This window comes from Brevibacterium aurantiacum, assembly GCF_900169065.1.
In the GTDB taxonomy this organism is placed as follows: domain Bacteria; phylum Actinomycetota; class Actinomycetes; order Actinomycetales; family Brevibacteriaceae; genus Brevibacterium; species Brevibacterium aurantiacum.
On record NZ_FXZB01000001.1, the window covers coordinates 124,321 to 149,566 of the forward strand.

Sequence of the window (25,246 nt, forward strand, 5' to 3'; positions counted from 1 at the left end):
TGGGTGTGTTTGGCATTGGTTGGCAGTTTCGCCAAACAGCAATTCTAGCAAGCTCCTGCGGGGGCTGCCATCTCGGGCCCGCGAACTCGGCTCAGGATGCGCTCTCAGGTTGCCCCGAGCGCTGACTTCAGCCCAGGTCCGCACCGAGCATGACCCGCGGCGAGTCCTCCCCGATCTCCTGGTAGGCCGTATGGAGGATCGAGACATCTGGGATCTCCACGGTCGAAGGTGCCCCGACCTCACCCAGCAGCACCATGCGCAGCATGGAGCCGCGGGCCTTCTTGTCGCGCTTCATAGTGTCCAGCAGCTGTGGCCAGACATCGGCACGGTAGGCCACGGGCAGACCCAGTTTGGTCAGCAGCTCACGGTGGAGGTCGACGGTCTCGGGAGGAAGACTCTTGACCATCGCCGCCACCTCGGCGGCGAAGACCATGCCCACGGACACGGCGGCACCATGGCGCCACTGGTATCGTTCCTTGTGCTCGATGGCGTGTGCCAAGGTATGGCCGTAGTTGAGGATCTCGCGTCGACCGGATTCCTTGAAGTCATCGGCGACGACCTCGGCCTTGACAGCGATGGAGCGTTCGATGAGCTCGCGCAGGACGGGACCGTCCACCTCGGCGATCTCTGCCTTCGAATGACTGCTCACCAGATCGAGGATCTTGGGATCGGCGATGAAGCCGGTCTTGACCACCTCGGCGAGGCCGGTGAAGAGCTCGTTCTCCGGCAGCGTCTGCAGCGTGTCGAGGTCGACGAGGACACCCGAGGGGGCATGGAAGGAACCGACGAGGTTCTTGCCTTCGGCGGTGTTGATGCCCGTCTTGCCGCCGATGGCCGCATCGACCATTCCCAGCACCGTGGTGGGGATGTGGATGACGGAGATTCCCCGCAGCCAGGTGGCCGCGACGAAGCCGCCGAGGTCGGAGACAGCTCCCCCGCCGACCGTGATGATGGCATCGGAGCGAGTGAAATCACTCTGGCCGAGCACCTGCCAGCAGAATGCTGCGACCTGGACGTGCTTGGCTTCCTCGGCATCGGGGATCTCGGCGACGATGGCATCGAGGCCGGTTGCGCGCAGGTCGTCACGGACCGTCTCCCCCGTCGTCCGCAGAGCCCGAGGATGGATGACGAGCACCTTCTCGACCCGTGGCCCCAGAAGCTCGGGAAGTTCACCCAGGAGCCCCTGCCCCACGAGAACCGGGTAGTTCCCGCCGGCTTCGACGTTGATGCGTGTGAGACTCATTCGTGCACTTTCCCCTTTGCTGCCTCCGCGTCGGTGATGACCGCGGTGGCTGACTTCTGAACGTCTTGCGTCCCCAAGCCTAACTCTCTGCTTCCCGGTCCGAGTACTTGGCATACTCTTCGGCTCGCTGCAGCCCGGTGAGGACATCGACGACGCGGTTGACGATGGTCGAAGGATGCGAATTCGACGCGTGGACGCGGAAGGTCGCGACCTGGTCGTAGAGCGGCTCCCGTTCTTTCACGAGTGCCAACCAGTTCTCGACCGGCGTTCCCGCACCCCGCAGCAGAGGCCGATGCGGCGAGTTCAATCGCGTCATGACGGTGTCAACGTCGATATCGATGTGCACGACCTTGATCGCCGGATGACCCAGCTGCGCTCGGGTGCCCGAATTGAGGATCGCTCCCCCGCCCAGGGATACGATTCCCGGACGGTCGAGGAGACGACGCAGGGCACGTCGGACGACCTCGCGTTCGATCCGCCGGAAGTGGTCCTCACCGCGTTCGACGAAGATCTCTGCGATGACACCGTACTTGTCGACGATATTCGCATCCGTGTCGATGAGCGGCAGATCGAGTCGATCGGCCAAGAGCCGACCGATCGTGGATTTGCCGGCGGCAGGCGGCCCGGTCAGGACGATGCGCGACTGCGAGGCCGGGACCGGTTCCAATGGTGGAACCGGTTTCGGGTGCGGGCGTTGAGTCATTGGCCGATTCGGAGGTTCTCCGGAATGGCCGCCACGTAGGCATCCAGGTTCCGTTTGGTCTCGGCCACGGAGTCTCCCCCGAACTTCTCCACCACTGCCTCGGCGAGAACGAGAGCCACCATGGCCTCGGCCACGACTCCCGACGCCGGAACCGCACAGACGTCGGAGCGCTGGTGGTTGGCCTTGGCGGGTTCACCGGTGACGACGTCGACGGTGGCCAGGGCGCGTGGGACCGTGGCAATGGGCTTCATGCCTGCACGGACTCGCAGCGGACCACCTGTCGACATTCCGCCTTCGGTGCCGCCGGCTCGGTTGCTCACGCGTCGGATGCCGTCGTCACCCACAGCGAGTTCGTCGTGGGCCGCGGACCCGGGGCGCCGGGTGGTGAGGAAGCCGTCGCCGACCTCGACGCCCTTGATCGCCTGAATGCCCATTAGGGCTCCAGCGAGTCGGGAGTCGAGCCGACGGTCCCAGTGGACATGCGAGCCCAGTCCGGGCGGAAGGTTGTAGGCGAGGACCTCGACGACACCGCCGAGGGTGTCCCCGGCCTTCTTCGCAGCATCGATCTCGGCCACCATGCGTGCGGAGAGTTCCGGGTCGAAGCAGCGCACGGGATCGGCGTCGAGTGCGTCGACGTCCGAGGCGAGCGGCAAAGCTGGCTCGGACGTGGCTTCTGTGGACTCCGCAGCCGTGCCGATTGCCACGGTGTGGGAGACGAGTGTGATGCCCAGTTCGCCGAGGAAGTTCGCGGCGATAGTTCCCAGGGCTACACGCATCGCGGTCTCTCGGGCGGAGGCGCGTTCGAGGATCGGGCGTGCCTCGTCGAACCCGTATTTCTGCATTCCGACGATATCGGCGTGGCCGGGCCGCGGGCGGGTCAGCGGGGCGTTGCGGGCCTGACCGGCGAGCTCGTCCTCGTCGATCGGGTCGGGGCTCATCACGGATTCCCATTTGGGCCATTCGGTGTTCCCGACTTCAACGGCCACCGGTGAACCCAGTGTCTGACCGTGTCGGACTCCGCCGAGGAGGCGAACCTCGTCGGCTTCGAACTTCATCCGTGCTCCACGGCCGTAGCCCAATCGGCGTCGAGCCAATCTCGCGCGGATATCTTCCCTGGTGATCGGAACGTGGGCGGGAAGCCCTTCAATGATCCCAGTCAGCGCTTCGCCGTGGGATTCGCCTGCAGTCAGCCATCTCAACATTCAACCGATTCTACAAAAGGATTGGCGCAAGCACCGACCCGAACCACATTCCGGATAGCATTGCGGGTCCGAATGCGATCGTCGTCGTCTTCAGACTGCGTCGTGCGGCCGCCGACAGCAGTGCCGCGAGGCCGGCGATGAGCATCATGATGATGAGGACGAGAGCTGGCGCCCATACCGAGAACAGCGTGGGCACGCCGAACACGACGAAGGCGAGTTTGACGTCGCCGAGGCCCATGGTGCGTGCATGCATGACTCGCCCGATCAGGTGGAGGATGCCGAAGAACAGCACCCCGGCGCCACCGGCGATCAGGGCCAGAACCCACATCTGGGACTCTCCCAGGAGCGATCCGAGGGCGAGGACCAACAGTTCGGCGCCGATGAGCGGGTACATGATCCTGTCCGGCAGCCGGTGGATGACGAAGTCGACGACGACGAGGAATGGTGTGGCCGCGGCTGCTGTGCCCAGGCTCAGCGCCAGCAGAAATGCGTCGAACGCCCCTAGGCCAGCCGAGGAGCCAGCGACGGGGTTGGAAGCCGTCGAGGATCCAGCGACGGAGGCGGGACCGATCCCGGGGAAGAGCAGGGTGGCAACGGTTGCGAGCACGATGCCCAGGACTGCCAAGGGCAGCGGGCGGAAGGCATGTGATCTCGCGAGCACGCCGACGTGTCCGTCATCGGCTGTCCACCATGAAGTCGAGCGAGACAGGAGCAGTCCGAAGCCAGCGCTGATGAGGGCGCTGACCCCGATCGGCCATACGTGGAGAACTCCGATGTCCACCCTCGCCTGCCCTTCCCGTCTCCGTCGTCAGTCGCCTACCGGTCCAGGTGCGTCCTCGAGGGCTCGATACATGGCCACGGTGATGGCTGCTCGACGTGCAGAGTCCCTCGTGCGTCGGTCTCCGCCGTCTGCAGTCTCCGTGTTCCGCAACTCAGCCTCAGCGTTCTGCGACTCGGCTGCGGCGATGAACATCTCCGACTGCGCCACAGCCTGCTCGACGAGCATCACCGTGCCTTCGACCGGGATCAGGCCATGTGCCTCGGCCGCTCGAAGGAAGCCGGATTCGGCGGCATAGGCGACATCAAGTGCCACTCCGCTGTGAAAGTCGGGTGACCACTGCAGCTCGGGAACCGCCTCGGCGGGGAGGGTGGAGATGACGATGGCAGCGGGTTCGATCCGCCTCAGCGGTGCGGTGGTCGCCGTGATCCCGAGCCGTTGACTGAGTTCGAGGACCCGACGCGCCCGATCAGGGTTCCGCACGAGGAACTCGATCGAGGTGATGCCCAATTCGTGGCAGGCCAGCAGCGCAGAGGCCGCAGTCGCTCCCGCACCGAGGATCGTGGCCCTGTCACCATATTCCGTGTCGCACGTGGTCAGCCCTGGTGCCAGGGCTCGCACGATCCCCTGGACATCGGTATTGGCCACTGCCGTCGAACTCGCTGAACGGACAAGGGTGTTCGCGACACCGGTCAGCCCGGCAGTGTCGTCGAGATCCCACCCATGAGCGCGTGCGAGCTCGACGAGCTGCTCCTTCAGCGGCATCGTCAGGGAGAATCCGACTTCCTGATCATGATCCGCCAGAAACGCCTCGAGCTCATCGGCACCGAGGTCGTAGCTGGCGTATTCGCTGCCGTGAAGTCCCAGCGCCTGGAACGCCGCACGATGAAGCAGCGGTGACTTGGAATGAGCGATCGGGCGACCGAGCACCGCAGCCGAAATCGTCATCCGTCGCCGTTGCCTTTGTTATGTTCCTTGAGCCACTTCCGGTAGATCTCGACGTTCTTCCGGTGCTCGTCGAAGGTGTCGGCGAACTTGGTCTCCCCTGTGTCCGGGTTCGTGGCAACGAAGAACTGCCAGTCGCCTTCTGTCGGGTTGAGTGCGGCATCGACAGCACCGGAGCTCGGCGAGTTGATCGGCCCTGGAGGCAGCCCCTTCTGCTTGTACGTGTTGTACGGGCTGTCTGACTGGCGTTCTTCCTTCGTCGTCGTCAGGTCGCTGCGGGCACCGTGGATGTAGGCGACGGTGGCATCAGATTGGAGGAGTTTGCCGGTCTTCGAATCATCGGAGATGCGGTTGAGGAAGACGCGCGCCACCTTCTTCCGGACGTCCTCGTCACCAGGCGATTCGATCTCGACGAGGCTGGCCAGAGTCATGATCCGATTCGCGTCATCAAGGTCGATGCCGGAGTTCTCGATCTCGGTCTTCGTCTTGGCGACCATTTCGGACACAACAGCCTGGGCGGTCTTCTCCTTGTCGAGATCGTACGTCGCTGGGTACAGATAGCCCTCAAGGCTGGGAGCATCGACGTCGAGGCCGTAGTCCTTCGGGGTCTTATCGTCGATGGCTTTGTCGACCGCCTCGGCCTTCATCCCCGATTCAACCATCGTGGACTTGATCTGCTCGATCTTGCGCCCCTCGGCGATCGTGATCTTGGGCGGTTTGATGGGATTGACGAACGCTTCGACTGCTGCCTTGGAACTCATCTTCTCGCGCAAGATGATCGGACCGGCCTGAATCGTGATGTCTCGACGTTCGACCTCATCGAGGAACGGCTCGGAGTTCATGATCACTCCGGCTTCGACGAGCTGGTTGGCCACGGAACGGGCCGAGGCTCCCGGCGGGATCTCCACAGAGACCTCGCTGGTGCCGGCGCCCTCATAGTCGCCTTTGGGACCGAACAGGTCGTCGAAGACTCCGCCGGCGGCTCTGACACCGAAGAAACCGCCGATGCCGAAGACGAGAACACAGACGACGACGATGGCCGTCGTCCTGCGTCTGCGCATCATCCGGCGGTGCTTCTTGGCTTTGAGATCGGACCTGGACAGCCCTTCGTCTTCCGAAAACTCGCCTGGGAACGGGCTCATTGCTCACTCTCCTCGTCGGGCATTGCTCGACCGGCCGGTTGTCCGGTGTTGTGTTCGTATTCGAGGGCGTTCTGCAGAATGATGACTGCGGCCTGGGCGTCGACGATCTCTCGGCGCTGACGCGAGTTCTTCCCTGCGGCTGCGAGGGCGTGGTGGGCTTCGACAGTGGTGAAGCGCTCATCGACGAGGCGGATCGGCGTCGCCGTGGCAGCGCTGATCCGCTTCGCGAACTCCAAGGCTGTTGCTGCTGCCGCTCGGGCCGATCCGTCGAGGGATTTCGGGTCGCCGATGAGTAGTTCGATCGGTTCGTATTCGTCGATGATCTCCCGCAGCGTCTTCAACGCTGCGGGTTCATCGGTCCGCCTCACCACGGTCAGTGGCGTGGCGAGGATGCCATCGGGGTCGCTGGCGGCCACCCCGATGCGCACCGAACCGATGTCGAGGCCCAATCGACGGCCCCGGCGGAAACTCACTGGAGAGCTGCCTTGACTGCTGCGATGGCAGAGGGAATCGCGCTGACATCGCTGCCGCCGCCCTGGGCGAGGTCGGGCTTGCCGCCTCCGCCGCCGCCGAGTTCACCGCAGGCCAGGGAGACGAGCTTCCCAGCTTGGTGTCCCTCTTCACGTGCGGCGGCGGTCGTGGCGATCACGACGACCGGCTTCGAGTTGCTTGTGCCGATTCCCAGAACCACAGCGGACCGTTCGCTGACTCGGCCGCGCAGGTCGGTGACGACGGTGCGGATGTCCCCTGCGTTGGAGACGTCGCCGAGGTCGGCGACGACGAACAGGGTTGATCCCACGGTCTCGGCATTGTCGAGGAACTTGCCGGCTGAGGCCAACAGCTGCTGGGAGTTCAGGCGGGCGATTTCCTTCTCCGCGTCCTTGAGTTTGCTCATCAGGTCCCCGACGCGTTCCTGCACATCGGTGCCTGGCACCTTGAGCATGTCGGAGAGGGAGGACACGCTGCTGCGTTCTGCGGCCAGGGAGCGGAAGGCGTCCATGCCGACTGCGGCCTCGATGCGGCGCACACCGGAGCCCACGGAGGCTTCGGAGAGCACGGAGATCGGCCCGACTTCCGAGGAAGAACCGACGTGGGTGCCTCCGCAGAGTTCACGGGAGAAGGGTCCGCCGATGTCGACGACGCGCACGATGTTCGGGTACTTCTCGCCGAAGAGTGCCATCGCACCGGACTTCCGGGCGTCTTCGAAGGGCAGGAATTCGGTGCCGACCTCATAGTTCGAGCGCACCGCGAGGTTGGCGACGTCTTCGATCTCCGCACGCATCTGCTGGCTGGGTGCTTCGGGGAACGAGTAGTCGAAGCGCATATAACCGGGCTGGTTCATCGATCCGGCCTGAACTGCGTGGGTGCCCAGGATCTCCCGCAGTGCTGCGTGGACGAGGTGGGTGGCGGTGTGTGCCTGTGAACCCTGGAACCGGTGGTCGTGGTCGACGACGGCCAGGACCTCGGCGCCGACGTGGATCTCGCCGTCGATGACTTCGACCCTGTGAGCGGGCAGACCCTTGATGGGATTCTGCACGTCGAGGACACGAGCGGTGAAGCCATGGCCCTTGATGAGGCCGATGTCGGCACGCTGCCCGCCTGCCTCGGCGTAGAACGGGGTCAGATCGAGGATGAGGTCGGCGGTCTGTCCGGGTGTCAGGACTTCCTGGGCGAGACCATCGACGACGATCCCGCGCACCCGAGAGTCGGCTTCGAGCCTGTCGTAGCCGACGAATTCGGAGACACCGTCTTCGAGCAGTGCCGAATAGGCCGAGAGGTCGGCATGTCCGCCGCCCTTCTTCGCCTTCGCGTCGGCCTTCGCCCGGGTCCGCTGTTCGCTCATGAGGGCACGGAATCCCTCTTCGTCGACATTCACGCCCTGCTCGGAGGCCATTTCCAAGGTCAGGTCGATGGGGAAGCCATGGGTGTCGTGCAGAGCGAACGCAACGTCGCCGCTGAGGGTCTTGTCCGATGCGGGCAGTGAGGCTGCCGCGTTCTGGAACAGCTGAGTGCCGGACTCCAGGGTCCGCAGGAACGCCTTCTCCTCGGCATAGGCGATGCGGGAGATGCGGTCGAAGTCGGTCTCGAGCTCCGGGTAGGAGAGCTTCATCGACTCCATCGACACCGGGAGCAGTTCGGGCAGGACCTCGCTGGTCACGCCGAGGAGACGCATCGCACGCACGGCACGGCGCAGGAGACGGCGCAGGATGTAGCCGCGTCCTTCGTTGCCGGGGCGAACACCGTCGCCGATGATGATGAGGGAGGAACGCACGTGGTCAGCCACGACGCGCATCTGCACATCGGCTTCGTGATCGGCACCGTAACGGTGTCCGGAGAGTCGGCTGGCGGCTTCGATGACGGGGAAGACCTCGTCGATCTCATACATGTTCTCGACGCCTTGGAGCAGGAAGGCGACGCGTTCCAGGCCCATGCCGGTGTCGATGTTCTTGGCGGGGAGCTCGCCTGCGATGTCGAAGTCGACCTTGGACCGGACATCGCTGAGTTCGAACTCCATGAACACGAGGTTCCAGATCTCGATGTAGCGATCCTCGTCGGCCACAGGGCCGCCTTCGACTCCGTATTCGGGGCCGCGGTCGAAGTAGATCTCGGAGCAGTAACCGCCGGGACCGGGCTGCCCGGTGTGCCAGAAGTTGTCCTCGTTGTCGCGCGGCTGGATGCGGTCACGGGGAATCGAGGTCTCTTCGAGCCACAGGTCGATGGTCTCGAGGTCGTCTTCGTGGACTGTCGCCCACAGGAGGTTCTTGTCGAAGCCGAGCCCACCGTCGTCCACAGAGTTCGTCAGCAGGCCCCAGGCGAAGCGGATGGCCTCGCGCTTGAAGTAATCGCCGAAGGAGAAGTTGCCGTTCATCTGGAAGAACGTGCCGTGGCGGGTGGTCTTTCCGACTTCTTCGATGTCGCCGGTGCGCACGCACTTCTGCACGCTCGTGGCCCGATTGAACGGAGCAGGTTCCCGACCGGTGAGGTAAGGGATGAACTGCACCATTCCTGCGATGTTGAACAGGATCGATGGATCGGAGCTGATCACCGACGCTGAGGGGACGACCGCGTGCCCATTCGCTTCGAAGTAGTCCAACCAGCGCTGTTTGATCTCTGCCGTCTTCATCCAAGGCCTTTCACATGTTGCGTGTGCACTCTTGCACTCATCAGTGACTAGTTTAGTGACTCAACCACATTATGCGAGGTGCCGACGCTGCGCGCCGCCGACCCGCTGGTCACCCCGAGATCAGCTTTAGGTTCGGTCCTGTGGTTGAGCGATTGTCGGGCGGTTGTTCACCGTCCGAACGAATTGGGGGTGAATGCACAACTGCCCGGAACTCGATGTTCCGGGCAGTTGCTGCCGTGCGATCCCTCTGGGGTGATCAGCGCGAGTAGTGCTCGACGACCAGCTGAACGTCGACGGTCACAGGAACCTCTTCGCGCTTCGGGCGACGAAGCAGAGTGGTCTGCAGTCCCTCGAGGTTGACGTTGAGGTAACCCGGAACTGCAGGGAGAACATCCTTGTGTCCACCGGCTGCAGCGACCTGGAACGGATCCATCGATGCGCTGCGCTCGTGCACCTGGATGGTCTGTCCTTCCTTCACGCGGAAGGAGGGGCGGTCGACGCGCTGTCCGTCAACGGTGATGTGACGGTGCACGACGAACTGACGTGCCTGGGCGATGGTGCGGGCGAAGCCCGAACGCAGGACAAGGGCGTCGAGACGCATTTCGAGGAGCTCAACCATGGTCTCACCGGTCAGACCGGAGAGGCGGCTGGCTTCTTTGTAAGTCTTGAGCATCTGAGCTTCACGGATGCCGTACTGGGCGCGAAGACGCTGCTTCTCCTTGAGACGGACCGAGTAGTCGCTGTCATTGCGACGACGTGCGCGGCCGTGCTCGCCTGGAGGATACGGGCGACGCTCGAAGTACTTCTCCGCCTTCGGAGTCAGCGGCATGCCGAGGGCGCGCGAGACGCGCGTCATCCGGCGGTTACGTGCTGGTGCTGGCACTGTATTACCTTTCATCAATATGGTGTGTCACGACTGGCCATAGGTTCTCGCCCGAGTCGAAACGGTTGTTTCCCAGGATGGGAAAGAGGGATTGAGCGTCGAGATACGCTCGCACCGACCGCCTTTAGCTTGCAGGCACAACAGCAACCTATCTTAGCCGATTCCATTCCCCCTGCGCAAAGCGGAATCGATGGTGATCGTCTGGGTCTTCCGGCACCCAGCGTCGGGGTGTTTCGGCGCCCGATGTCCGGGTCTTCCGGCGCCGAGGTGGGCCGCCGATGGCCCGAATGTTCCCTTGAAGATCAGGTATCGGATTCGGTCCATTTGAAGAGCCGTATGCTTAGTCCGAAGAGCACCACAGTTCCAAGGACCATGAGTGCCCACAGCAATCCCCACGGCAGGGTCGGAGCGATGCCTGAGAGATCGAGATTGATGGCATCCGCCATCCAATTGGTGGGGATGAGATAGCGCACCCAGGGCACATCGCTGAGGTACGGAATTGGAATGACGGTGCCCGATCCGAACAAGACTATGATCGGCACCAAACCTGCCAGCTGCGTCACCAGGTCGGGGTTCTTCGCTCGTGCGGCAAGGAGGAAGCCGATGCTGAATATGAATCCGAAGGCGAGCAGCAGCGATACGATCAGTCGCGGCCAGCTCCCGCCGTGCATGTACCCGCTGAAGAAGGCGATCGCCAACACGATCATCGTCTCCACAAGGCACATCAGGATGCGTGGTGGTGCGTGGGCGATGAGGATATCGCGGGCCCTGACGGGTGTCGTACCCAGCATCGTCATGACGCCCTCGTTTCGCATGCGGGCGAAGGGCGCGGCCGTGCCGACGAAGGCGATGGCGGCGTACCCGGTCAACAGCGCCAGCGACAGGTTCTGTCTCAGAAAGTCGATCTGGGGACTCCCCTCATCATCGACCACGGTGATCTCGGAGTGGGGAACTCCAGCAGACTCAAGTGCCTCCACGATGCGCAGCCAGTCTGGTCGATCTTCGGAAGAGATGACGACTGTGTAGCCGGCTCCTGATCCCTCGCGTGTGAGCTCGGCATTGGCAGCGGCGGCGTCACCGGAAGCTTCGTTGCTCGTCTCGATCCCGTTCGCGGCGTCAAGCTGATCGGTGATTTTCGACTCGACCGTGTCAGTGAGGAGCAGTCGCGGCGTGCTTCCACCGCCGTTGATCATCGCTTGGAGTGCGATGAGCACTAGAACTGTCACTACGAAGAACACGGACATGCTGATGAGTGATCTGCTGTCACGAAGCAGTTCCTTGAAGTTGGCACGAATCAGCGTCTGCAGGGCCGTGCCCGAGGTGGTCTTGGAGCTTGTCATCTCATTCCCCTCTGACCAGCGAGGTGTAGACATCGTTGAGGCTGCCCGCTCGGATTCGCAGGTTTTTGAATCGGAGATCTGAGCTGTACAGGCTTCTGATGAACGAATCCGAATCCTCTGTCGTGACAGTGACGATGCCGCCGGGCGAGAGTCTCGACTGTTCAACCAGCGCATGGGTCTCACACCAGGCCCGCGCCGACTCGCCCTGACCGGGATCGAGCATTGTGAAATCGATGTTCGCGGTGGAATCGAATTGATTGATCAACGCGCCGGGAGACCCTGCGATCCGCATTCGGCCGTCGACCATGATGGCGACTCGATCACACAGCTCGGTCGCCTCTTCGAGATGATGGGTCGTATACACGATCGTCTTGCCCAGCGACTGCAGTCGCCGAATCGACACCTGCAGCTCCGTGCGCGCCGCGGGATCCAAACCGGCCGCTGGTTCGTCGAGGATGAGGATGTCCGTGTTGCCGACGACTGCGAGACTGAATGCCAGACGCCGTTTCTGCCCGCCTGAGAGTTTCGAGAAGCGTTGGCCACGGTGGTCAAGGAGTCCTGCAAATTCGATAGCATCGTCCGGTTTTCTCGGATCGGAATAGAACGATGCGTGCAGCTCGACGAGTTCGGAAACGGTCAGATACTGGAAGACACTTGATTCCTGCTGCTGGAGGGCAACATGCTCTACCGTAAATTTTCTGTCGCGGTAGGGATCGTGCCCCATGATCGCCACCTGACCGCTGCTGGCACGGCGGATTCCGGCAAGCATCTCCAGGGTGGTCGTCTTCCCTGCACCGTTGGGTCCGAGCAGCCCGAATATTTCGCCTTGCTCCACGCTGAAGGACAGATCGCTGACTGCGTGGATGTCGCCGTAGCGTTTGCTCAGATTGGAAACGTCAATGCAGGTGGTCATCACTAGCGTCCCTCCATCGGGCTGGCGTTCTCCTGTCGAGCAACTCCCTCGTCACCGGGTCAGGTGGTCAGATCGCACATCTGCAAGTGACTGGTTTCAAGGGAACGGCTACTACATTTGATCTTACATTTCCTTCGTCTACTGACAAAATTCCTTGCCGAGAGACCAAAGCATATGTGCCTTGTCTGTATGACTCGACCAGGCAGGGCGACGGCCGGAAGCTACCCTTCGACTCCGACGATGCCTATGATGGCGCTCATGGACGAACCTGGCTGGGAGCTCCTGTCGAAACGAGATATCCACCGTGGCTACGTCACCCTGACCGAACATGAGGTCATGCTCCCCAAGGGTGATGTGACCCGATATGAGGTCGATGAGTCCGCCCCCCTGCGGGTTCGCGGTTCTCGGCCTGACCGAGGACGGAATGCTGCGGCTGGCTCGGGAATACCGTTACCCCGTTGGCACGTGGATCTATGATCTGCCGGGTGGTGCTGCGAACAGCGGTGAGGATCCTGCCGATGCTGCGCGAAGAGAGTACGAAGAAGAGACAGGCCTGCGCCCGATCGATCTCGTTCACCTGCATACGTTCTATCAGAACCCGAGTCGCTCCCCCACACCGATTCATCTCTATTTCTGCCGATCGGTCACTGCAGGCACACCCATAGATGACGACCCCCAAGAGGAGGTGCGGACTGTGGAAATGTCAGTGTCCGCGTTCGACGAGCTCATCAGCACAGGCGAAATTGTCGATCCGGTCCTGCTCATCAGCCGTCTCATCGCAGCACAGAAGGGGTTTCTCCCGGAGATCTGCTGAAAAGTCAGATTTCAGCATCGCCTACATCGCCTACATCGCCTACATCGCCGGCATCGCCGGCATGGCCGGCAACATCTGTGTCGCCAGCAATATCGGTGTCGCCGGCTTCGCCGTCGGTCCCTCGTCCGGTCGGCAGCCGCAATGCCGCATCGGCGACCTCGGCCCCCGAACCACCGTAGATATTAACGACAGTGTGAACTCCTGCCGTGGTCAGTGCATCGGCTTGATCCTGACGCTGGACCACTGCGGCAATGGCGCCGCCGAATCCAGCTATTCTCAGCTGTTCGAGCGCGAAGGTGTTCGAGTCATGGATCGCCATAGCCAAAATCACGGTTCGGGCGGTGCCGCCAACGACCAGGCGGTGCCAGAACTCGTGATCGGTGGCGTCACCTTCGAGCACATTGAACTGTTCGCGTTTCAGCTCTTCCACCACCAGGTGATCGTTGTCGACACCGATGACTGAGAGCCCTCCGCTGTGAACGAGGCGTTCGTAGGCGCCGCGACCGATGCGCCCCATGCCCAGCACCACCACCTCGGCGGAACCGGTGTCGATCGGACGATCCAGTGGTCTCAGCTTGGATTCGTTCTCGTCGGGCAGGATCGCGTCGAGTCGGCCGACGATCTGCAGGCTGTAGGCATTGGCCAGTGAGGAGATGATCATGCCGATGGCCACGGCCAGGGCGGTCACGGTCAGCCAGCTGTCCTCGAAAACTCCGTTGCCGGCGCCGACGGCCACCACGATGAGGGCGAATTCGGAGAAGTTGCTCAGCGCAAGACTGGTGCGGAAGCTGGTCCGATTGCGCAGGCCGAAGAGGCGGCCCATCAGGTAGAAGCTGAGGAAGTTGAAGGGAAGAAGGATCACGCACAGGATCAGGGACATCAACAAGTCGGCCCAGGTCGGGACCGCCTGCAGTCCGATGGTGACGAAGAAGGCGACGAGGAAAAGTTCCTTGACGCTGAATAGGGACTTCGACAGCTCGGTGGATCTTGGATGGCTGGCAAAGAGAAGTCCCATCACCAAAGCGCCCAAGTCACCGTGAATGCCCACGGACTCGAACGCCACGTATCCCGGGCCCAGAGCCATGACCACGCCGAAGAGCACCAGCAGTTCTCCTCGGCCGACACGCTCGAGGACGCGGCGCAGCACCCATGCAGCGGGGACGAGGAGAACGAGAGCGAAGGCCCACGGGCTCGGTGGCTCTTCCCCTGCGATGGTGATGAAGGCGACGGCCGCAATGTCTTGGATGACGAGGATGGCGATGGCGATCTGACCGTAGTACGACCCGTCGTCGGAGCGATCTTCGAGCACCTTGACCACGAGCACCGTTGAGGAGAAAGACAAGGCGAAGCCGAGCAGACCGATCGTGCCCAGACCACCGTCGAGTGACACAACGCCCACGACCGCGGCGAGTCCGATCGTGCCGGCTCCGACGAGGACACTGGAGATCATATGGAGTGCAGCCGTGCCGTAGGCCTCGGGTTGCAGCAGGGATCGCAGATCGAATTTGAGCCCGATGGTGAAGAGGAGCAGAACCACGCCGAGGTCGGAGACCCGTTCGAGACCGTCGAACGCGGTGAAACCGAGGTAGTGAAGCAGGAAGCCGGCGCCGAGGAAGCCCACCAATGGTGGAATGCGCAGTTCACGTGCCACCAGCCCCAGGGCGAGGGCGGCCGCGATGGTGACGATGATGTCCTGCACGTCGCCCCTCCTCGGCCCCTACTGCGCCGACTCACCGACAGCGGCGGCGGCACGTGTTCATCTTGTGAACAAAACTACCGTGTCAGCCGGCTCGGCGCTACGACATCCGTCGTGGCTATCAGGGGCGGAGCAGTCTCTGCAGCATCTCGAGTCTCTCCCCTAGGGAGCGCTCCATGCCATTGCCCGTGGGTTCGTAGTATCGCTTGCCGCGCAGTGTTTCGGGCAGGTATTCCTGGGCGGCGACTCCGTGAGGATGATCGTGGGAGTATTTGTAGCCTTCGCCGTGGCCGAGTTCCTTGGCGCCGGGATAGTGCGCGTCGCGCAGATGTGTGGGCACCTGTCCTGAGAAGCCGTTCTTGACATCGGCGATCGCTGCGTCGAGTGCCCGGTAGCTCGCGTTCGACTTCGGCGCCATGGCCAGATAGGTGACCGCCTCGGCGAGGGGGATGCGGCCTTCGGGCATGCCGATGTTCTGCACGGCCGTTGATGCCGCGACCGCGATCGGCAGTGCCTGCGGATCGGCCATGCCGATGTCCTCGGCAGCCGAGATGACAACGCGCCGCGCGATGAAGCGCGGGTCCTCCCCGGCGACGATCATCCTGGCCAGGTAGTGCAGCGCGGCATCGACGTCTGAGCCGCGAATCGACTTGATGAATGCGGAGACGACATCGTAGTGCTGGTCCCCGTTCTTGTCGTAGCGCAGCACTGTCTCGGAGCTGGCCTCGGCACAGGCGGCCTCGGTGATGAGAATCGCTCGAGGCTCGGAATCCGAGGAGTCCTCAGAATCGACCTCAGCATCGCCCTCGTCCTCGTCCTCAGCATCAGCATCAGCATCAGCATCAGTCGAGTCTCCGGCGGTCGCCTTGGCGAATTGTGCCTGTGCGGCGGCGATGCCTGCCGCGGCTTCGAGGATCGTCAGGGAGCGTCGGGCATCGGCACCGGCGATGCGCACGATGAAGTCCTTGGCCGCCGGCTCAAGTTCGAACTGACCGGCCAGACCTCGCTCGCTGACGACTGCACGATCGAGGAGATCGGCGATGGCCGCGTCGTCGAGTGGGCGCAGTGTGAGCAGGAGCGAGCGGGACAACAGCGGGGAGATGACGGAGAAGGACGGGTTCTCGGTCGTGGCTGCGACGAGGACGACGAGGCGGTTCTCCACGGCCGGCAGCAGTGCGTCCTGCTGTGCCTTGGAGAACCTGTGGATCTCGTCGAGGAAGAGCACCGTCGTGCGCTGGTACATGTCACGTTCACGCCTGGCGTTCTCGATCACCTGGCGCACGTCCTTGACCCCGGCGGTGATCGCGGAGAGTTCGACGAAGGTGCGCCCGGGTGCGTGGGAGATGACGTGAGCCAGGGTGGTCTTGCCGACCCCGGGCGGACCCCACAGGATCACCGAGGAGGCTCCGGCCCGGTCTCCCCCGCTGGCTTCGACGAGTTGAACCAGCGGTGAGCCGGGGAACGTCAGATGGTCCTGGCCGACCACCTCGGCGATGGTGCGCGGACGCATCCGCACTGCCAGCGGATCGAGGGCACGGCCCGAATCGGCAGAGGAACCGCCGACGCCCGGACCAGGGAGTCCCTGGTCCGGGCCGTCGGAGGAGAAGAGGTCAGGACCGTTGGTCATCAGGCCTCGGCGTCGTCGTCTTCCGGTTCGAAGTCCACGCCGGCCTCGGCGCGCTGGGCGTCGGTGATCGGTGCGGGTGCCTGGGTGAGCGGATCGTATCCGGCACCGGTCTTCGGGAAGGCGATGACCTCGCGGATCGAGTCGACTCCGGCCAGCAGGGACACGATGCGGTCCCAGCCGAAGGCGATGCCTCCGTGTGGGGGTGCGCCGAACTTGAAGGCTTCGAGGAGGAAGCCGAACTTCTCCTGTGCGTCCTCTTCCGAGATGCCCATGATCTTGAAGACGCGTTCCTGGACATCCTTGCGGTGGATGCGGATCGAACCGCCGCCGATCTCGTTGCCGTTGCAGACGATGTCGTAGGCGTAGGCCAGGGCAGCGCCGGGATCGGATTCGAGGGTGTCGAGGAATTCGGGCTTCGGAGCGGTGAAGGCGTGGTGGACGGCGGTCCATGACCCTTCACCGACGGCGACATCGCCCGCGGCCTGCGCTGCGGCTGCGGATTCGAAGAGCGGTGCGTCGACGACCCACACGAAGGCCCAGTCGCCTTCCTTGATCAGGCCGGTGCGCTCAGCGATCTCGTTGCGGGCGGCACCCAGCAGCGAGCGTGAGCTCGCAGGGTCACCGGCGGCGAAGAAGATTGCGTCACCGGGGTTGGCTCCGGCGGCTTCGACGAGGCCGGCCTTCTCATCCTCGGAGATGTTCTTGGCGACAGGTCCGGTCAGAGTGCCGTCCTCGGCCACGAGAACGTAGGCCAAGCCCTTGGCACCGCGCTGCTTGGCCCAGTCCTGCCAGCCGTCGAGCTGACGACGGGGCAGGGAGCCGCCGCCGGGGTAGACGACGGAGCCGACGTACTCGGACTGGAAGACCCGGAACGGGGTGTCCTTGAAGAAATCCGTGAGGTTGTGCAGTTCGAGCTCGAAGCGCAGATCTGGCTTGTCGCTGCCGTACTTCTCCATCGCCTCGGCGTAGGTGATGTGTGGGATCGGAGTGGTGATCTCGTGGCCGATGAGCTTCCACAGAGCCACGAGGATCTTCTCGGCGAGCTCGATGATGTCCTCCTGCTCGACGAAGGAGGCTTCGATGTCGAGCTGGGTGAACTCGGGCTGACGGTCGGCGCGGAAGTCCTCGTCGCGGTAGCAGCGTGCCATCTGGTAGTAGCGTTCCATGCCGGCAACCTGCAGCAGCTGCTTGAACAGCTGCGGTGACTGCGGAAGCGCGTACCAGGAGCCGGGCTGCAGACGAGCCGGAACGAGGAAGTCGCGGGCACCCTCAGGTGTGGACCGGGTCAGGGTCGGGGTCTCGATCTCGAGGAAGTCCTGCTCGTCGAGGACGTTGCGGGCTGCCCGGTTCGCTGCCGAACGCAGACGCATGGTCGCGGCGGGACCGGACCGACGCAGGTCGAGGTAGCGGTAGCGCAGGCGGGTCTCTTCGCCGACGGTGCCGGCATCTTCGGCATGGTCGGAGACCTGGAAGGGCAGAGCCTCGGCCTGGCTGAGGATCTCGACCTTCGTGTCGATGACCTCGATATCACCTGTGGGCAGGTTCGCGTTGGTGTTGCCCTCGGGGCGCAGGGACACGGTACCGGTGACCTTGACGACGGATTCGTTGCGCAGTGCGTGGGCATCGTCCTCACGGACGACGACCTGGACGATCCCCGATGCGTCACGCAGATCGATGAAGGCGACACCTCCGTGATCGCGACGACGGTCGACCCACCCGGAGAGGGTGACGGTCTGTCCTGCGTGTGAGGCTCGCAGGCTTCCGGTTTCATGGCTTCGCAGCACCTAGGGCTCCTTTACGATGTTTATGTGGCAGCGCGTGAACAATGATAGTCGCTCGCTGCATGTTTGCTGGCACGGCCCACTGCGGGCCGACTGCTGTGGGGACGATGAAGAGGATGACATGAGCACTGGTGGTACAGGCCCGGAAGATCCCGCCGCGGATTTGGGAGGTGACCCCACCTCGGCGCAGGTCGAGGTGGCAGCGGAGACGTTTCGCATGCTCGCCTCCGGGACGCGTCTGCGGCTGGTCTGGACCCTGGTCAATCAGGAACTCGATGTCTCTTCCCTCGCCGAGGCGATCGGTGCGGCAGTGCCCACCGTGAGTCAGCATCTGGCGAAGATGAGGTTGGCTGGCCTGATCTCCTCCCGCCGTGACGGGAGGCGGATCTTCTACACCGTCGATGACCCGCACGTGGTCTCCATGGTGCGAGAGATCTTCGAGCACATCGCCCCGGACGGATCCCTGGCACCCGACCCGCCCGTGAGCGATTCCTGAGGCTGATCAGTCGCGGTACACCCGTGGCTTGCGATCTGCCTCGACAGGCTCCCAGGTCGCCGGGTCTGCCGTGACCTGCTCGCCGGAGCGGATGTCCTTGATTTCGTGACCAGACTCACCATCGGTGAACCATACGAAGGGAATCCCCCGACGTTCGGCATAGCGGATCTGCTTGCCGAACTTCGCCGCACTCGGTGAGACCTCGCAGGCGATGTCGCGGGCACGCAGAGCGGTGGCAACCGCATCGGCTTCCCCGCGCTTGTCCTCATCAGTCACGGCGACAACGACGACCGAGGGTGTTCCGCGTGTGGCTTTGATGCCGCTGTTCGCATCGAGAATGAAGGCCATGAGGCGAGAGACGCCGATCGACATTCCGACACCCGGGTAGCTCTTCTTCCCCACCGTCACGAGCGAGTCATAGCGACCGCCGGAGGCGACCGAGCCGAGCTCTTCGTGCCCGATCAGCTGAGTCTCGTAGACGGCTCCCGTGTAGTAGTCGAGTCCGCGTGCGATCTTCAGCTGTGCCACGACAACGCCGGGGGCGCGCTCATGGGCGGCCCGGAGCATCGTGGTCAGAGAATCGAGGCCCTCCTCCAGCAGGGGGTGTTCGACTCCGAGCGCACGCACTTCGTCGGCGAAGTCCGGCGAATCCGATTCGATCGCGGCCAGGGCCAGGCACAGTCGCTGCTGTTCCTCGTCGGCCTCGGCTTCCGTGGCCAACAGTTTGCCCACCTCGGCGGGACCGATCTTGTCGTACTTGTCCAGGCAGCGCAGGACAGCCTGGATGTTGGTCAGCCCGATGCCACGAGCGAATCCTTCGAGGAGCCTGCGATCGTTGACGACGATCTTGACTCCGGGCACGCCCAAGGGCGCCAGCCTGCTGAAGGCATCGGCGACGGCAAGCGGAATCTCCACTTCGAAGTGTCCGGGCAGCTCCGCCTCGGCGATGACATCGATATCGGCTTGGATGAACTCGCGGTAGCGGCCCTGCTGGGGGCGTTCGCCGCGCCAGACCGGCTGGATTCGGGCGGCTTTGAAGGGGAAGGAGAGCTCGTTCGCGTTGTCGGCGATGAATCGTGCCAGCGGCACCGTGAGGTCGAAGTGCAGCCCCAGTGGATTGCGCTCCGTGCCTTCGGAGTGCAGGCGGCTGACGGCGAAGATCTCCTTGTCGATCTCTCCGTCTTTGGCGAGCTGGCTGATCGGTTCGACTGCCCGGTGGTTGAGTGCCGAGTATCCATGCAGCGCGAAGGTGTGGTCGAGGATGTCGATGATCGACTTCTCGATCACGCGTTCTGCTGGAAGTCGTTCCGGGAATCCGGACAGTCGGGCTGACTTCGCCATTGTTCTCCTTGGTGCTCTTCGTCTCTGGTGGGGTTCGGGTGCTGCCTGTGGTCGGTCGTCGCCGTCAGGGAACCTGGTTCAACTCTAGAAGAACGGGTTCGTCGTCAGCTCGTGACCGACTCGGGAGCCGGGACCGTGTCCAGGATAGATGGGAACGTCGGGAAGCGTCGCAAACGCCCGCAGTGATTCTGCCATCGCCGAGGCGTCTCCCCCTGGCAGGTCGACCCGTCCGATCGCTCCGGCGAAGACCACATCACCGGTGAAGATGATCTCCTCATCGTCGGCTTGGACTCGCAGGAGGGTCGATCCTTCGGTGTGCCCGGGAGCGGCCACAGCGGTGATCGTGAGACCGGCGACCTCCACGGTCTGGGCGTCGACAAGGGCGGTGACCTCGGGGGCGGACCAGCCTTCGACGAGTGGCTGCAGCATCTGAGCGAACTGCGGGCTGAGGGTTTCGGCTGGTTTGTCCAGGCGGTAGCGGTCGGCATCTCCCAGGTAGACGGGCACATTCCAGCGGCTGAGGACGTTGGTCAGGCCGAGGATGTGGTCGGGGTGGCCGTGGGTGAGGAAGACGGCGCTGGGCACCAGATCCTCCTCGGCGACGATTTCGGCAAGTCCCGGTGCGCAATCGAATCCGGAGTCGATGAATATGGCCTCATCATGGCCTTCGGCACGCACGGCATAACAGTTGACTTCGAGAAATTCGGCGCTGGTCACAAATACATCCATGCTCAAAGTCTATCCAGAGCCTGAGGCTTGGTTATGCTGGGATAACGTCAATCAGGAAATCGAGTGATCTGCAGGCACAGAGTCCTGCAGGTTCGACCGATGGAAACAAGGTGAGAATCATGTCGACCCCGACACCGAAGCCGGTCCCGCGCCCGTCCTCTCTGCCCCGCCCACAGGCGGCCCAGACAGTGACCGGGACAACCGTTGATCATGATGCGGAAGTCCGGCGCGCAGTCGAGCACGGTCGCGCGGATCAGGAGGGCAACGTCTTCGTCGTCACGGCCGACGGCGAGCGTGCGGTCGGGCAGTATCCCGATGCCACTCCCGAGGAAGCCTTGGAATACTTCGCCAAGAAGTACGTGGATCTCATGGAGAACGCGGCACTTCTGCGCAATCGACTCTCCGCCGGTGCCCCGGGTCGCGAGATCGTCTCGGCAGCGAAGACGCTGCAGGAGACCCTGCCCGAGGCCAACGTCGTCGGCGATCTCAAGGGTCTGTCCGCCACCTTGGACACCCTGATCTCAGATGCGCAGGCCACCGAGTCGAAGCAGGCTGCCCGTGCCGAGGCAGCCAAGCTCGAAGCCGCACAGGAACGTGAAGAGATCGTCGCCGAGGCTGAATCGCTGGCCAAGCGCGATCCCTCGAAGATCCAGTGGAAGCAGTCCGGAGCACGTCTGCGTGAGCTCTTCGGCCAGTGGAAGGACATGCAGCGCAGCGGTCCCCGACTGCCGCGTGCAGTGGACCAGGAGCTGTGGGGCCGCTTCTCGCAGGCTCGCAATACTTTCGAGCACAAGCGCAAGGAGTTCTTCTCCGAGCTCGACAAGCAGAACTCCGAGGGCAAACGCATCAAGGAGAAGCTCGTGGTCGAGGCGGAGTCGCTGTCGAACTCGACAGACTTCCGCAATGTGTCCCAGAAGTACAAGGACCTCATGAGCCAGTGGAAGAAGGCTCCGCGGGCCTCACGCAAGGACGACGATGCCCTGTGGGCTCGGTTCCGTGCCGCTCAGGACGTCTTCTTCGCCGCCCGTGATGCAGAGAATGCTGCCGTTGATGAGGAGTACAAGGGCAACCTTGTGGTCAAAGAGGAGATTCTGGCCAGAGCTCAAGGTCTGCTGCCGATCGGCGATATCAGTGTGGCGAAGAAGGAGCTGCGCGTCATTCAGGACGAATGGGAGGCTGCGGGCAAGGTTCCTCGTGCCGACGTCTCGCGCATGGAGAACGGACTGCGTGAGGTCGAACGTGCCCTCGCCGATGCAGAAGATGCTGAGTGGAAGCGCAGCAACCCCGAGACCAAGGCCCGCACGTCCGGTGCGCTGAGCCAGCTCGACGACTCGATTGCCGAGTTGGAGCAGAAGTACGAGAAGGCGAAGGCGGGTGGCGATGAGAAGGCTGTCGCTGATGCGCAGTCCGCACTCGATGCGCGTCGCGCCTGGCGTGACCAGCTGGCTCAGACCGCGGCTGAGCTGGACTGATTCGGCGTCCACAGCACCACGAGCATAAGTCGCGCTTTATCCACAGATTGACCCTGCGGCCTTGAACATCGCCTCCCTACAGCGCAATAGTGGCTGTATGGAGGCGATGTTTCATCTGCGCGACTACAGCTATGAACACCTCACGGAACTGACTCTTGACGGGCTGCTGACACGCCTGACCGAGTCCACCTGGGTGCGCAAGGGCGCTGTGCTCAACGCCGCGGACAGAATCACGGCGCTGCGTGCGCAGATCCCTCCACGTCTTGTGCTCTCCCATGACATTGCGTGGTGGGTCCACAGCGGCCTGGGCAGGGCCCCGAGTCCGCTGACGTTCATCACCTACCCCCGGCGCCGCTACGTCGACGGGGCCGATGTCGTCGTTCATGAACTCACGATTGCTGCGCACGAGTGGGAGCTCATCAACGATCTGCCCATCACGACACCGGACAGAACGCTCTACGATCTGCTGCTTCCGCACTTGCGCAGTCCCGACGAATGGTCTGCTCAGACGGTGGGGAATCTCGTCGATGAACTCCCCGGCCAGGCCCGGCAGCAGTTCCGGCTGTATATGGCGGAGATGTCACGCCGACCCTACGTCGCTCATATGCGCACCGTCTTCGAACGCGCCTGCGCCGCCTCAGACCGCGACAGACGCTGACATTGACGTTGCCGTTGCCGTTGCCGGCGATGGCAGTGACGGCGGTGTCAGCCGCCGGCGATGCGGTAGACGTCGAAGACGCCTTCGACTTTGCGAACTGCCGAGAGCACGGTGTCGAGATGGCTCGCATCGCTCATCTCGAAGACGAACTTCGACTGGGCTACTCTGGCCCGTGAGGTGGCGACCGTGGCAGAGAGAATATTGACGTGGGTCTCGGTGAGCACCTTCGTGATGTCTGAGAGCAGACCGGAACGATCCAGGGCCTCCACCTGGATCTGAACCAGATAGATGCCGCTGGTCGTCTCGCCCCAGGAGACATCGACCATCCGCTCAGGCTCTCGCTCCAGAGAGGCGATGTTAGGACAGTCCACACGGTGGACGGATACTCCCGAACCGCGCGTGACGAATCCGAGGATCTCATCGCCGGGAACCGGTGTGCAGCATCGTGCCAGTTTCACCAGGACATCGTCGACACCTCTGACCGTGACTCCCCCGGACGACGAATGGTGTCCCGAGGACTGGCCGGTGCGATTGCGCGGCGACGGCGGCAACACGGTCTCATCATCGTCAACACCTCCGACCTCCTTGGCCAGCAGATCGACGACATGAGCCGCCGAGCTCACTCCATTGCCGATAGCAGCGTAGAGCGCGGACACATCTGGCAGCCGCAGCTCAGTGGCGACGACCTGCAGTGCCTCCTGGCTCATCAGCGACGAAGCCGACAGAGTGTGGCGGCGCATTGCCCGCGCCAGCTGTTCGCGACCGTTCTCGATCGCTTCCTCGCGGCGTTCCTTCGAGAACCACTGGCGGATCTTGCTGCGTGCGCGGGGGCTCTTGACGAAGCCCAGCCAGTCACGGCTGGGGCCCGCATTCTCATCTTTGGACGTGAAGACTTCGACAGAGTCGCCGTTCTTCAGTTCGGTGTCGAGTGCGACCAGACGACCGTTGACTCGGGCGCCCATGGTCTTATGCCCGACCTCGGTGTGAACCGCGTAGGAGAAGTCGACAGGAGTCGCCCCCGCAGGAAGGCTCATCACGTCACCCTTGGGGGTGAACACGTAGACCTCCCTGGAGTTCACCTCATAGCGGAGATTGTCGAGGAACTCGTCAGGGTCGCTGACCTCACGTTGCCATTCCAGCAGCTGCCGCAGCCATGCCGCGTCATCGACTTCGCCGTCGTCGGAGACCTTGACCGAGCGAGCGGTATTCGACGTCACGGCCTTCGAGACGTTGCGTCGATCCTTGTACTTCCAGTGGGCGGCAACACCGAATTCAGCGCGGCGATCCATCTCATGGGTGCGGATCTGGATTTCCACGGGTTTGCCGTTCGGGCCGATCACCGTCGTGTGCAAGCTCTGGTACATGTTGTACTTCGGCATCGCGATGTAGTCCTTGAACCGTCCGGGGACTGGATTCCACCGGGCGTGCACGATGCCCAGCGTGGCATAGCATTCGCGAACGGTCTCAACGAGGACACGGACACCGACGAGGTCGTAGATGTCAGCGAACTCGTGCCCGCGCACGACCATCTTCTGATAGATCGAATAGTAGTGCTTCGGGCGGCCCGTGATCGCGGCTTGGATATTGGACTCCACGAGCTCGGACTGGAGTTCGTTGGAGACAGTGGCCAGGTACTTCTCGCGTTCGGGTGCCCTGTCCGCGACGAGCCGGACCACTTCGTCATAGACCTTGGGGTGGAGAACTTGGAAGGACAGATCCTCAAGTTCCCACTTGATCGTGTTCATGCCCAGTCGATGAGCCAGCGGCGCATAGATCTCGAGGGTCTCCCGAGCCTTCTTCGTACTCGACGAAGCGGGCACGAAACGCCACGTGCGGGCGTTGTGAAGACGGTCGGCCAGTTTGATCACGAGGACGCGGATGTCCTTGGCCATCGCGACGATCATCTTGCGCACGGTCTCAGACTGCGCAGCCTGACCGTAGGTGAGTTTGTCGAGCTTGGTCACCCCATCGACCATGGCTGCGACCTCGGGGCCGAATTCCTCGGTGAGCTCATTCAGCGAATAGGACGTGTCCTCGACCGTGTCATGCAGCAGCGCAGCGGCGAGGGTGACCGGCAGCATGCCGATCTCGGCCAAGATCGTGGCCACCGCCACCGGGTGGGTGATGTAGTCATCACCGGATTTCCGGGTCTGGCCACGATGAGCCTGCTCTGCGATCTTGTACGCCCGGACCACCAGGTCGATATCGGCCTTCGGGTGGTTGGACTGCAGTGCCCTGATCATCGGACCCAGGACACGGGGGTAGCCAGGGTTGTTCTGTGCCCTGGCCGCCCACCAAGCTAAGCGGGAGATGCCTCGCGGACGGCGCGAATCGGCGGAAGAAGCCATGACATCCCCTT

21 protein-coding genes are annotated in these 25,246 nt (G+C 63.1%); 4 read left to right on the forward strand and 17 right to left on the reverse strand.

The features are described from left to right. Positions 1-127 precede the first annotated feature (127 nt). The 11 genes from aroB to BAUR9175_RS00620 form a co-directional block, all read right to left on the reverse strand. Positions 128-1,243 (reverse strand): 3-dehydroquinate synthase, encoded by a 1,116-nt coding sequence (aroB, locus tag BAUR9175_RS00570; protein WP_009881430.1) that lies wholly within the window; start codon positions 1,241-1,243, stop codon positions 128-130. Between the two features lie 79 nt (positions 1,244-1,322). Beyond that, positions 1,323-1,946: a shikimate kinase gene (locus BAUR9175_RS00575; RefSeq protein ID WP_009881431.1), complete on the reverse strand. Its 624-nt coding sequence runs from the start codon at positions 1,944-1,946 to the stop codon at positions 1,323-1,325. Beyond that, on the reverse strand, positions 1,943-3,148 hold the full coding sequence (gene aroC / locus BAUR9175_RS00580) for a chorismate synthase (RefSeq protein ID WP_029416487.1): 1,206 nt from the start codon (positions 3,146-3,148) through the stop codon (positions 1,943-1,945). The genes BAUR9175_RS00575 and aroC overlap by 4 nt, the downstream gene beginning before the upstream one ends. Before the next feature lie 10 nt (positions 3,149-3,158). Further along, the gene (locus BAUR9175_RS00585; RefSeq protein ID WP_009881433.1) at positions 3,159-3,929 is read right to left on the reverse strand and encodes an A24 family peptidase; all 771 of its coding nucleotides are present in this window, start codon (positions 3,927-3,929) and stop codon (positions 3,159-3,161) included. A 27-nt stretch (positions 3,930-3,956) separates the two neighbouring features. Continuing rightward, on the reverse strand, positions 3,957-4,874 hold the full coding sequence (locus BAUR9175_RS00590; RefSeq protein ID WP_101556307.1) for a shikimate dehydrogenase family protein: 918 nt from the start codon (positions 4,872-4,874) through the stop codon (positions 3,957-3,959). Beyond that, positions 4,871-6,013 carry an endolytic transglycosylase MltG gene (gene mltG / locus BAUR9175_RS00595; RefSeq protein ID WP_101582655.1) on the reverse strand — a complete coding sequence of 381 codons (1,143 nt, stop codon included), beginning with the start codon at positions 6,011-6,013 and terminating at the stop codon, positions 4,871-4,873. The genes BAUR9175_RS00590 and mltG overlap by 4 nt, the downstream gene beginning before the upstream one ends. Continuing rightward, positions 6,010-6,486: a Holliday junction resolvase RuvX gene (gene ruvX / locus BAUR9175_RS00600; RefSeq protein WP_029416490.1), complete on the reverse strand. Its 477-nt coding sequence runs from the start codon at positions 6,484-6,486 to the stop codon at positions 6,010-6,012. The genes mltG and ruvX overlap by 4 nt, the downstream gene beginning before the upstream one ends. Beyond that, positions 6,483-9,137 (reverse strand): alanine--tRNA ligase, encoded by a 2,655-nt coding sequence (gene alaS / locus BAUR9175_RS00605; RefSeq protein WP_101582657.1) that lies wholly within the window; start codon positions 9,135-9,137, stop codon positions 6,483-6,485. Before alaS ends, ruvX begins: the two co-directional genes overlap by 4 nt. 256 nt (positions 9,138-9,393) lie before the next feature. After that, positions 9,394-9,993 (reverse strand): 30S ribosomal protein S4, encoded by a 600-nt coding sequence (gene rpsD, locus BAUR9175_RS00610; protein ID WP_009881438.1) that lies wholly within the window; start codon positions 9,991-9,993, stop codon positions 9,394-9,396. Between the two features lie 329 nt (positions 9,994-10,322). Continuing rightward, positions 10,323-11,360, reverse strand: coding sequence for an ABC transporter permease (locus BAUR9175_RS00615; RefSeq protein WP_069600253.1), 1,038 nt, complete (start codon positions 11,358-11,360; stop codon positions 10,323-10,325). Position 11,361: 1 nt separating this feature from the next. After that, entirely contained in the window at positions 11,362-12,273 is a 912-nt protein-coding gene (locus tag BAUR9175_RS00620) for an ABC transporter ATP-binding protein (RefSeq protein WP_101582659.1), read from the reverse strand. A gap of 373 nt (positions 12,274-12,646) precedes the next feature. On the opposite strand from BAUR9175_RS00620, the gene BAUR9175_RS00625 reads away from it, so the two are divergent. Continuing rightward, on the forward strand, positions 12,647-13,087 hold the full coding sequence (locus BAUR9175_RS00625) for an NUDIX hydrolase (RefSeq protein WP_257944243.1): 441 nt from the start codon (positions 12,647-12,649) through the stop codon (positions 13,085-13,087). Positions 13,088-13,091: 4 nt separating this feature from the next. On the opposite strand, the gene BAUR9175_RS00630 is transcribed toward BAUR9175_RS00625, so the two are convergent. From BAUR9175_RS00630 to aspS, 3 genes are all read right to left on the reverse strand, one after another. Beyond that, entirely contained in the window at positions 13,092-14,786 is a 1,695-nt protein-coding gene (locus tag BAUR9175_RS00630) for a cation:proton antiporter domain-containing protein (protein ID WP_009881442.1), read from the reverse strand. Between the two features lie 118 nt (positions 14,787-14,904). Next, positions 14,905-16,410 carry a replication-associated recombination protein A gene (locus BAUR9175_RS00635; protein ID WP_069600254.1) on the reverse strand — a complete coding sequence of 502 codons (1,506 nt, stop codon included), beginning with the start codon at positions 16,408-16,410 and terminating at the stop codon, positions 14,905-14,907. Beyond that, positions 16,410-18,194, reverse strand: coding sequence for an aspartate--tRNA ligase (gene aspS, locus BAUR9175_RS00640; RefSeq protein ID WP_009881444.1), 1,785 nt, complete (start codon positions 18,192-18,194; stop codon positions 16,410-16,412). The genes BAUR9175_RS00635 and aspS overlap by 1 nt, the downstream gene beginning before the upstream one ends. A gap of 118 nt (positions 18,195-18,312) precedes the next feature. Between aspS and BAUR9175_RS00645 the strand changes: the two genes are divergently transcribed. After that, positions 18,313-18,687 carry an ArsR/SmtB family transcription factor gene (locus tag BAUR9175_RS00645; protein ID WP_009881445.1) on the forward strand — a complete coding sequence of 125 codons (375 nt, stop codon included), beginning with the start codon at positions 18,313-18,315 and terminating at the stop codon, positions 18,685-18,687. 6 nt (positions 18,688-18,693) lie between these two features. On the opposite strand, the gene hisS is transcribed toward BAUR9175_RS00645, so the two are convergent. Further along, positions 18,694-20,028, reverse strand: a complete 1,335-nt coding sequence (hisS, locus tag BAUR9175_RS00650) for a histidine--tRNA ligase (RefSeq protein WP_009881446.1) — start codon at positions 20,026-20,028, stop codon at positions 18,694-18,696. A gap of 84 nt (positions 20,029-20,112) precedes the next feature. Continuing rightward, positions 20,113-20,757 carry an MBL fold metallo-hydrolase gene (locus tag BAUR9175_RS00655; protein ID WP_035277963.1) on the reverse strand — a complete coding sequence of 215 codons (645 nt, stop codon included), beginning with the start codon at positions 20,755-20,757 and terminating at the stop codon, positions 20,113-20,115. Positions 20,758-20,876: 119 nt separating this feature from the next. Here BAUR9175_RS00655 and BAUR9175_RS00660 point away from each other — a divergent pair, with 119 nt between their 5' ends. Together BAUR9175_RS00660 and BAUR9175_RS00665 are read left to right on the forward strand one after the other, a co-directional pair. Further along, positions 20,877-22,229, forward strand: a complete 1,353-nt coding sequence (locus BAUR9175_RS00660; RefSeq protein ID WP_096145605.1) for a DUF349 domain-containing protein — start codon at positions 20,877-20,879, stop codon at positions 22,227-22,229. Between the two features lie 97 nt (positions 22,230-22,326). Next, positions 22,327-22,887: a hypothetical protein gene (locus BAUR9175_RS00665; RefSeq protein WP_226825567.1), complete on the forward strand. Its 561-nt coding sequence runs from the start codon at positions 22,327-22,329 to the stop codon at positions 22,885-22,887. A 47-nt stretch (positions 22,888-22,934) separates the two neighbouring features. Here the strand turns inward: BAUR9175_RS00665 and BAUR9175_RS00670 are convergent, their stop codons facing one another. Beyond that, the gene (locus BAUR9175_RS00670; protein WP_009881449.1) at positions 22,935-25,235 is read right to left on the reverse strand and encodes a RelA/SpoT family protein; all 2,301 of its coding nucleotides are present in this window, start codon (positions 25,233-25,235) and stop codon (positions 22,935-22,937) included. Between the last annotated feature and the right edge of the window lie 11 nt (positions 25,236-25,246).

Excerpts from the sequence above, each read along its gene's own strand:
- BAUR9175_RS00620 (WP_101582659.1), bottom strand. The coding sequence starts at position 12,273 with ATGACCACCTGCATTGACGTTTCCAATCTGAGCAAACGCTACGGCGAC.
- BAUR9175_RS00655 (WP_035277963.1), bottom strand. The coding sequence starts at position 20,757 with ATGGATGTATTTGTGACCAGCGCCGAATTTCTCGAAGTCAACTGTTAT.
- aroC (WP_029416487.1), bottom strand. The coding sequence starts at position 3,148 with ATGTTGAGATGGCTGACTGCAGGCGAATCCCACGGCGAAGCGCTGACT.
- BAUR9175_RS00590 (WP_101556307.1), bottom strand. The coding sequence starts at position 4,874 with ATGACGATTTCGGCTGCGGTGCTCGGTCGCCCGATCGCTCATTCCAAG.
- BAUR9175_RS00575 (WP_009881431.1), bottom strand. The coding sequence starts at position 1,946 with ATGACTCAACGCCCGCACCCGAAACCGGTTCCACCATTGGAACCGGTC.
- BAUR9175_RS00660 (WP_096145605.1), top strand. The coding sequence starts at position 20,877 with ATGTCGACCCCGACACCGAAGCCGGTCCCGCGCCCGTCCTCTCTGCCC.
- BAUR9175_RS00665 (WP_226825567.1), top strand. The coding sequence starts at position 22,327 with ATGGAGGCGATGTTTCATCTGCGCGACTACAGCTATGAACACCTCACG.
- BAUR9175_RS00645 (WP_009881445.1), top strand. The coding sequence starts at position 18,313 with ATGAGCACTGGTGGTACAGGCCCGGAAGATCCCGCCGCGGATTTGGGA.
- alaS (WP_101582657.1), bottom strand. The coding sequence starts at position 9,137 with ATGAAGACGGCAGAGATCAAACAGCGCTGGTTGGACTACTTCGAAGCG.
- BAUR9175_RS00615 (WP_069600253.1), bottom strand. The coding sequence starts at position 11,360 with ATGACAAGCTCCAAGACCACCTCGGGCACGGCCCTGCAGACGCTGATT.
- rpsD (WP_009881438.1), bottom strand. The coding sequence starts at position 9,993 with ATGACGCGCGTCTCGCGCGCCCTCGGCATGCCGCTGACTCCGAAGGCG.
- BAUR9175_RS00625 (WP_257944243.1), top strand. The coding sequence starts at position 12,647 with ATGAGTCCGCCCCCCTGCGGGTTCGCGGTTCTCGGCCTGACCGAGGAC.
- mltG (WP_101582655.1), bottom strand. The coding sequence starts at position 6,013 with ATGAGCCCGTTCCCAGGCGAGTTTTCGGAAGACGAAGGGCTGTCCAGG.
- BAUR9175_RS00670 (WP_009881449.1), bottom strand. The coding sequence starts at position 25,235 with ATGGCTTCTTCCGCCGATTCGCGCCGTCCGCGAGGCATCTCCCGCTTA.
- hisS (WP_009881446.1), bottom strand. The coding sequence starts at position 20,028 with ATGGCGAAGTCAGCCCGACTGTCCGGATTCCCGGAACGACTTCCAGCA.
- BAUR9175_RS00635 (WP_069600254.1), bottom strand. The coding sequence starts at position 16,410 with ATGACCAACGGTCCTGACCTCTTCTCCTCCGACGGCCCGGACCAGGGA.
- aroB (WP_009881430.1), bottom strand. The coding sequence starts at position 1,243 with ATGAGTCTCACACGCATCAACGTCGAAGCCGGCGGGAACTACCCGGTT.